This window comes from Microcystis sp. LE19-10.1B, assembly GCF_027530565.1.
Taxonomy (GTDB): Bacteria; Cyanobacteriota; Cyanobacteriia; order Cyanobacteriales; family Microcystaceae; genus Microcystis; species Microcystis aeruginosa.
In genome coordinates this window covers 1-7,954 of sequence record NZ_JAPZQM010000612.1, presented here as the reverse complement: position 1 = coordinate 7,954, position 7,954 = coordinate 1, and the positions used below count along the sequence as shown (strand labels likewise).

General features: G+C 38.0%; 6 protein-coding genes. 3 read left to right on the top strand and 3 right to left on the bottom strand.

Going from position 1 to position 7,954, the window contains the following annotated elements; all coding sequences use genetic code 11:
* Positions 1–367: 367 nt before the first annotated feature.
* Genes O9332_RS22155 through O9332_RS22145 form a run of 3 tightly spaced genes read right to left on the bottom strand, consistent with a single transcriptional unit; the run spans position 368 to position 4,260 of the window.
* Positions 368–1,225, bottom strand: coding sequence for a glycosyltransferase (locus tag O9332_RS22155; protein WP_004159358.1), 858 nt, complete (start codon positions 1,223–1,225; stop codon positions 368–370).
* A 20-nt stretch (positions 1,226–1,245) separates the two neighbouring features.
* Positions 1,246–2,850, bottom strand: coding sequence for a glycosyltransferase 87 family protein (locus O9332_RS22150; protein WP_004159357.1), 1,605 nt, complete (start codon positions 2,848–2,850; stop codon positions 1,246–1,248).
* Positions 2,851–2,889: 39 nt separating this feature from the next.
* Positions 2,890–4,260 (bottom strand): ArnT family glycosyltransferase, encoded by a 1,371-nt coding sequence (locus O9332_RS22145; RefSeq protein ID WP_004159356.1) that lies wholly within the window; start codon positions 4,258–4,260, stop codon positions 2,890–2,892.
* A 380-nt stretch (positions 4,261–4,640) separates the two neighbouring features.
* On the opposite strand from O9332_RS22145, the gene O9332_RS22140 reads away from it, so the two are divergent.
* The 3 genes from O9332_RS22140 to O9332_RS22130 all read left to right on the top strand — a co-directional run bounded on the left by O9332_RS22140 (position 4,641) and on the right by O9332_RS22130 (position 7,808).
* Entirely contained in the window at positions 4,641–6,131 is a 1,491-nt protein-coding gene (locus O9332_RS22140; protein ID WP_353852147.1) for a glycosyltransferase family protein, read from the top strand.
* A 222-nt stretch (positions 6,132–6,353) separates the two neighbouring features.
* Positions 6,354–6,626 carry a hypothetical protein gene (locus O9332_RS22135; protein ID WP_004159354.1) on the top strand — a complete coding sequence of 91 codons (273 nt, stop codon included), beginning with the start codon at positions 6,354–6,356 and terminating at the stop codon, positions 6,624–6,626.
* Positions 6,627–6,833: 207 nt separating this feature from the next.
* Positions 6,834–7,808 (top strand): methyltransferase domain-containing protein, encoded by a 975-nt coding sequence (locus O9332_RS22130; protein WP_004159353.1) that lies wholly within the window; start codon positions 6,834–6,836, stop codon positions 7,806–7,808.
* Positions 7,809–7,954: the final 146 nt, after the last annotated feature.

Sequence of the window (7,954 nt, the reverse complement as noted above, 5' to 3'; positions counted from 1 at the left end):
AGACTGACTTGGTTTGACCACTGCTTTCATTTCTAAGATAATCATTGTTTATCGACCTCAAACAACTTATTTTAAGTTAACCTATACAGCAGAGATTGTCAAGATTTTAGTCGTGCTTCGCTCTTTTATATTGGTCGGGGTTTCATCCCGTCGCGCTGAGCGCTTCCGGTCTTCACCCCGACATTTGAGATAAAAATTAACATGAATCGCTCACTCTTCCTGATTTTTCGGGTCATTAGACCTGTCAGACTAAATCAGCAAGATAGCTCACCATCACCACTACTCCCCGCTCCCCGCTCTCCTATAGCTTTTACACAGGATTTAGTAAGAATAATACCTGCTGCCTGAAGCGGCAAAAATACGGGTTTCAACCTAGACGCAGTTTAGTGATAATTCTTTGACAATAGAGTTGAATTCCTTCTAACTTAGCTAGGGAGAATTTGGGTTTAATGGGAAGGATCAGTAAAGACATAAAACTCATCCGCAGCAAGCGATAAACAAGGATAGTTAAAGTCGTATGTTTTTCGAGACTGAGAAGATAACTATAGATATTATGAGTTAGTCTTAGATAACCATAGCGACGGGTGATAGAAGATGGTTCATGAATGATTTTAATCTGATTGGTAACAACGACTAAATAGCCTTGGTTTGCGTATCTTCGGGAAAAATCAAAGTCTTCGTAGTAGAGAAAGTAATCGGGATCAAAATGGGGACAAGTGGAAAAATTCGAGAAATTAATTAATAAACTGCATCCCGTCACCCAGTCAGGAATAAGATAGGGTTTATCTCCATAGTCTAAGGATTCCTCCACCACGTTAATTGTGCCGATTTTGGCATTAAATTTTCCCCAACCAAACCAGATTTTACCATCCGGTTCGTAAATTTCTGTACCAGCGATGGCAACTTCGGGATATTGCTGAAAAAATTTGCTTGCTTTCTCCAGAGAGTCCGGTAATAAGTAAGCATCGGGATTAACTAACCAAACGATAGCTTCTCTGTCTTGTTGATAAATCCAATCAAGTCCTAGATTACATCCTTTCCCAAATCCTAAATTTTCCCCCGCTTCAATAATCTTGACTCTTTGCGCTGCTAAAGATTGGATATTTTTATCTTCAGTGGAATTGTTAACAATGATGAGAGTAGCAGATAAGTCATCGTTGAGGGAAGCGATTAAACGCTTAATTAATTCCCCGCAATTGTAGTTAACCGTCAATAGATAAATCATTACAGATAAAAGGTAGAGAATTACTTTTTCTGAAGACGACAGAGATTAAATTTTTCGATTTTGGTGGGAAAGGGTTGACAACTTTGGAAATCAATAACGAGATTTTCCTTCGCTAAATCCTCCACTATATCAGGGGATTTTTTATTAAAGTCCGTCTGGAGAATGTAGAGAGATTCTGGGGGAGTATTAGCAATAAATGTCTCGGCATTTTTTCTCATTAAAGTTCCCTCACTGACTCCAGTATTGCCTTTGAGTCTCACAAAACGAGTCGAAGCGGGAAAATAAGGGACGATAAAAGATGTTCCTTCATCTCCCCAGATAACAATCGTGGAATTTTCGTAGGGTTTTAATGCTTGACTATCGATACCAAAATAATTATCTGACCATCCCATTCTCCACCAATCCATCGGTTTAACCGTAGTGACAATTAAGGAAAATATTACCAAATTTATGATTAATAATGGTTTCTTGCGAGGATAAAGATAGGCAATAATCAAAATAATTAAAGTGGGAGTGATTAATTCTAATGGCATCAGATAACGATAGATAGAAAATCCCACTAACCAAATAGAGTAAGCGGTCAGAGAAAAAGGCAGTAAAAACCCTAAAACTGCACCGTGGGTTAAGTCAGGTTCAGAAGATAGATTGCGCTTAGAAATAGCACGAAAAATAATCACTACTATTAGTAAAATTATCAATAAATAGGTTATAGCTAATCGGCTATCTTGGAAAGGAACCTCAGAGACAAGAGTTTGTCTCTGGATAAAATAAACAGGATAAAACAACCATTGCCAGATATCTTTAGGCAAATATTGTATCCCTTTAAAATTGTAGTCGGTTTCGATATAAGGAGATTGAAAGATTTTATTATAGAAGGGAAAAAGAGGATTAGCAAACTTTGTCCACATTAGGATAATCCAATAACCAGCAGTGAGACTAAAACCCACGGCCATTGAGAGAATTGATAGAATTAAATTGCGTAACTTTTCTGACCAAGAATTAGGTAAAAAATTAATAGCTACCAAAAAGCTAATACTATATAAAGCATTGGTTAATTTAAACCCCGTTGCTAATCCTAATAAGAATCCAGCTAAAAGAATATTTTTAGAGGGAATTGGCAGATTTTTCCCTAAACTAATAACTATAAAAAATAATCCTCCCAGAACGAAAACACTGGTGGTATTATCACCAATACTGGTTCCTAACTCCGAGATATAGGCTGCTCCAAAAATACTGGTAATCGCTGCCGCTATGCTTAGAGTTATCTTGTATCTTTCGGAAACTTTATCGAGGGAATGATAGGTAATTAGGTGAACTAACCATTGATTTAACCCGTGAAATCCTCCCATGAAAAAACCCACGACAATCGGAGGCAGTTTCAGATAATAAACAGCGACGAAAAAGGGAACATCAATCAGGGGATTAAAAAAAGTTTGTATCTGTGCGGGTAGGACATCATACTTAAACCTTCCTGTCAATAACATATAGGGATTATAGAAATGATAATTGCGTAAATCCCAACTAACATCTTGACCTAAAATAACCGAGATAATCCCCAAAGCAATAAAGTAGGTAATTGCCCAAAATAAGGGATGAGAAAGTGGAAAACGTTTGAGGTTTGTCATAATTGAAAATTCAAGATTTATTTGTTTAGTTTTACTCGCTTAACTTGGCAATTTATAGTTAAGGATAAGATTAAGATTACCTAGTAACAATCCCAAAAAGACGATCAGCATGATTATCTTGACAAAATTAGTTAAAATTTTCGATTTTTTCTCAGTTAAATCATTAAAGAAAAATCCCCCTAAAATAATTGCCGTTCCGATAATAAAGTAATATCTACCGTAAGGGGAACTCAAAACCCAATCCTTAATATTTAAATTCACCGACCAAACGACAAGAAAAATAAAGATAGTGGCAGCACTGATAAAATCAGAGTTTTTACGAAAATCGTCTAAGAATATACCAAGCACTAGAAAGAGAAATCCATAGTAAGGAATTACATACCAAGCATAGTAATGGCTTTGAGCGCCAGAAAAAATAAGAAGAATTGTATAGATTAATATAGGAAAAATAACTAATCGTATTTTAGATATTTTCAAAGGAAATCTGGCAACTAACAGCAAAGTGATCCAACTAAAAATTAACCAACCATCCTCAAAAAAAACTGTAGGTAAAACTAGATTTTTTAACATAGCAAAATCCGTAAAGCGATTTTTATGTTCTTGGAGAGTAGTTAAAAACCAACTAAAATCATAAAACCAACCGTAAAGGTAATACAAACCAAAGGATAAAACTGCCGTCAGAGAAGCGATTAAGCTATCTCGCCAATTTTTTTGTAATAATAGTAAAGCGACTAGAGAACCTAGAATATATAATCCTGTCACCTTAACTAAAGGTGCTAAACCACCTAGAACTATAGCCAAGTATAGATACTTTTTTTGAGACTTTTCACCGTACTGAAGGAATAAAATTGCTACCGCTAAACTTAGACATAATAATAAATTTTCACTAACTGCTAAACGAGATAAAAAAACCGTATTGGGGTTAGTGGAAAAAATTAAAGAAGTTATAATCGCCACACCGGTATTAGTCAAACGTAAAGCTAATAAATAAAGCAAGAAAATAGAGAGAGTGCCAAAAACTAAAGAAGGAATTCTAATTACTGTTAAACTACAGTCAAAAAATTCCTTTGCTCCCGATAAAATAGCCGTCATACCCACAATTAATCCAAACAAGGGAGGATGATCAAACCAAGGGGTAACAAAACGATAACGAACAGCAGTTTTTTCCCAAACTGTCACCAAAAAATCATCCGTGGGACTGAGGAAAGACCAACTGGTAGGAACTCCATCTTGAATCAAACTCATGCCACTCCAAGCAAAGGCAAATTCATCTTGAGTCCAGTTATAGGGAGGCAAGGAATCGTACTGATAATATCTTAAGATAAAACCTAATCCAGTAATTAATACACCCAGAAATAGACGGTAATCAAACTTTTCAAAATTCTTAAATGGAAAATCTCGTTGCAGCATTATTCTGAAATTGGCTCGCTATTTATCTTTTGGGGTGAACCCGCGCTATTGTATCATGGTTTGACGGTTAAATTTTTTGACAAACCCAGAGCGATTAAATACCCGATTATCGAGGTTAAGTCATCTCGATAATTTCTCCTTCGTAAATTCTCAGGGATATCAAAGGGCAAACTCATCTTTATAGCCAACTCTAGGCAAGGGACTCATTTCTGGCAGAAAAGTTCCCCACTTTCTCCCCACTAAACTATAACTTAAGAGATTGACATTACCATCAGCAATATGCTAAAAAACATTAGCTTGATAGCCCAGTAACAATAATTACCCCGTTAAAAATCCCTATATTTTCCCCTAAAGCAAACATCTTGTCCTTAGTTGCCAACATGATTCGTCAGTTAAATTATTCTAGAGTTTGGTTGTTATTAATCCTTATTTTTGCGCTTTTCCTGCGTCTAAATGCCGCTTTCTCTTATCCTAATATTCTCTGGCCGGATGAAATTTTTCAGACCTTAGAACAGGGTCATCGACTAGCTTTTGGCAATGGGATGATACCTTGGGATTTTCGGGACGGGATTCGTTCTTGGTTATTTCCGGGGATTCTTGGCGGGATTATGAAGCTAACTGCTGGTTTTTCGGAAGGAGCCAGTGGCTATCTGGCCAGCATCAAGATTTTCCTCAGTTTACTATCTTTAATTCCCGTTTGGATCGGATTCTCGATCGCCTACGAAAGCATCGGTTTGGCCGGCGCTATCCTCACTGGCGGTATTTGTGCGATTTGGTTTGAATTTATCTATTTTGCCCCGAAAGCCTTCACCGAAGTTATGGCCGCTTATTCCCTGCTAGTCGGCGTTTATTTAGGATGTTACGGCAAAAATCCCCCCTCTCGTCAGCGACTGTATTGGACAGGGTTTTTCTATGGATTGACCACCTATCTTCGATTTCATTTACTGCCTGCCATCGCCATCGCCCTCATTTATCAAGTTAGACAAAAAAATTTTCCACAATTACTGCCCCTTGCCCTCGGTTTTATCGGTCCGGTTTTGCTGGGGGGTGCTTTAGACGCTTTCACTTGGTCCACCCCCTTCCAATCGATTTGGAAACTGATCTGGATTAATATTTTTGAAGGAAAATTTAATAGTTTTGGCGTATCCCCCTGGCAGCAATATTTTACTTGGTTAGCCCTCAATTGGTCTTGGTGGCTGTTTCCGATCCTCGTCTTCTGTGCAATCGCTGCTCGTCGTCACTGGATTCTCGCCCTTCTGGCCCTAGTTATTATCCTCTCTCACAGCTTTTTAGGTCACAAAGAATATCGCTATATGTTCCCTGCCCTACCACTAATTATTATTCTCGCTGGTTTGGGAATCGCCACTCTCGTCTCGCGTTTATCGTTAATGCGAGGTTCCCTCGCCGGCAAAACTATCGTTATTTTTAGTAGTTTACTTCTTTGGGCTTTTCTCTCTTGGTTGCTGGCGGGGCGTTTTAATACGGACCAGACTTTTAATTTCGGACCGCCTTGGCAAAAACCGGGCTATACTCACTGGCAAACCCACGGCGGACAATTACAAGCCTATGAGTATTTAAGTAGCGAGAAAAAACTGTGCGGTTTAGGAGTAAAAGGATTGGCGTGGCAGTACACGGGGGGATACGCCTACTTACACCAAGATGTACCGATTTATTTCCTTAAAGATAACCAAAATTTCGAGGAACTACAACCTTATTTTAATTATCTATTATTTAACCAAGACACTGCCGCGGTCGGAGATTATCAACGGGAGAAATGCTTTAACGGAACTTGCGTTTACAGGCGCTCGAACTCTTGTCAAGTTAACCCGAATTATCATATCAATCAGTATCTCAAAGAAGCTGGCGAGTAGGATAATATATCTCTGGCAAACTTGCTAAATTTGTCAAAAATAAGTCTAAAAAGCAGAGAAAAAATTTTAATTATGTAAGCGGGATAACTTCGATCATGAAAAAAGTTAAAATCTTGCCAATTTACCTAAGTTTTCTAATTTTAATCTATATAATTTCTGTCATGACGGTCAACCTCTCCTCTTTCCCCGGATTGCCCGGAGATGAGGCTTGGTTTGGACTGAATGCCAGGAAAATCCTCCACCACTGTTTTGATTGAATACTGTCCCCATTGTCGAGATTTTCCCAAATATTGGAAAATTATCGCAACTAATCATTACTCCCCGGTAGAATTGGAGGAGTCAGGAGTCAGTCCCGATGAAAAAATTTTCACCCCCACAGATGAAAGAGGTTTCCTTCCCTACACCCCACACCCCACACCCCACACCCCACACCCTACACCCTCTTTCAAGTCAGGAGGTCAATTTTTCTCTAAGGAAGTTACCCCGAATCTATAATCCTTAAAAATAAATCATCTGCAAAAATTCTCAGCTTAATTTTGATAAAAGCCAATAATAATCTGACTTTAAAACTCAAAATTTTTGGTAAATATATTGACAAATGATCCCGATCAATGGTATTATAAGAGTGGTTTTGGTAAAAATATCGAACAGCCAGAAACCCCCTAGACTAACTCAGTAAAATTAATTCCTCCCTATTGATAGATGAAAATCAAGAAATATCTTAAGTTCTGGAAATATCCTCGCTTAGTTGATGAACGAGAGACTTTAATTGAAGAACGAGATTCTCTCAAAGATCATCTGAAGAGTTTGAATCAAGAAAAACAAGAAATGATTCGGGAAAAAAATGCTCTTTATGAAAGATTAGGTCAGTTATCCTTAACCATTCCCGAACTGCAAGAAATTAGTCCGAAACTTCTCGATATTAGCGTCATTAAAAATAAGTCCCGCCAGTTTCGAGTCCAATTAGATGCCGAAAAAGAAAAACTCGCTCCCGACAATTTTGGCTGGTATCCTTACAACACTTTAACCTGCTTCGATATTCTCGAATTACTATTAACGGGTAAAAACCGTTTTCTACTAGAATTAATCTCGGAAAAACCGATTGTTGATATTGGTTGTGCCGATGGCGATCTGGCGTTTTTTCTGGAATCTTTGGGCTGTAAAGTGCAGGTAGTGGACTACGCTCCTACCAACTTTAATCTTATGCAAGGGGTTAAACTGCTCAAAACTGCTCTTTCTTCCTCTGTGGAGATTCATGATGTTAACTTAGATTCCCAGTTTCTCCTTCCAGAAAAAAGCTATAGTTTAGTCATCTTCTTAGGAATTTTATACCATCTCAAAAATCCCTACTATGCCCTCGAAACCTTAGCAAAATCTGCCAATTATTGCCTGATTAGCACCCGCGTCACTAAGTTTAATACGGTGAGTAATGCCGCTAATCGAGTCGATCTTTCCGCGATTCCTCTAGCCTATTTACTCGATGAACTAGAAGCAAATAATGATTCCACCAACTATTGGATCTTTTCTAATGCCGGGTTACGCCGAATTTTACAGCGAACCGGCTGGGAAATTTGCGATTATATAACAGTAGGTAATACCGAAAACTCCGATCCCGCCAGTCGTGACGGCGATGAAAGAGCCTATTGTTTAGTAAAAAGTCGTTTCTATCAAGATTAAGTAGGACTTGCTGAATAATGGTAAAACCCTTTGAAAATAAGGCTTTTGACCTGTTAAAATCTGATGTTAGTGCAAGAAAATAGGATTGGGACATTCAAAAACCTTGCATTATTCTCTTCGTAGTACATAAACTGGTAAAAAAAAAG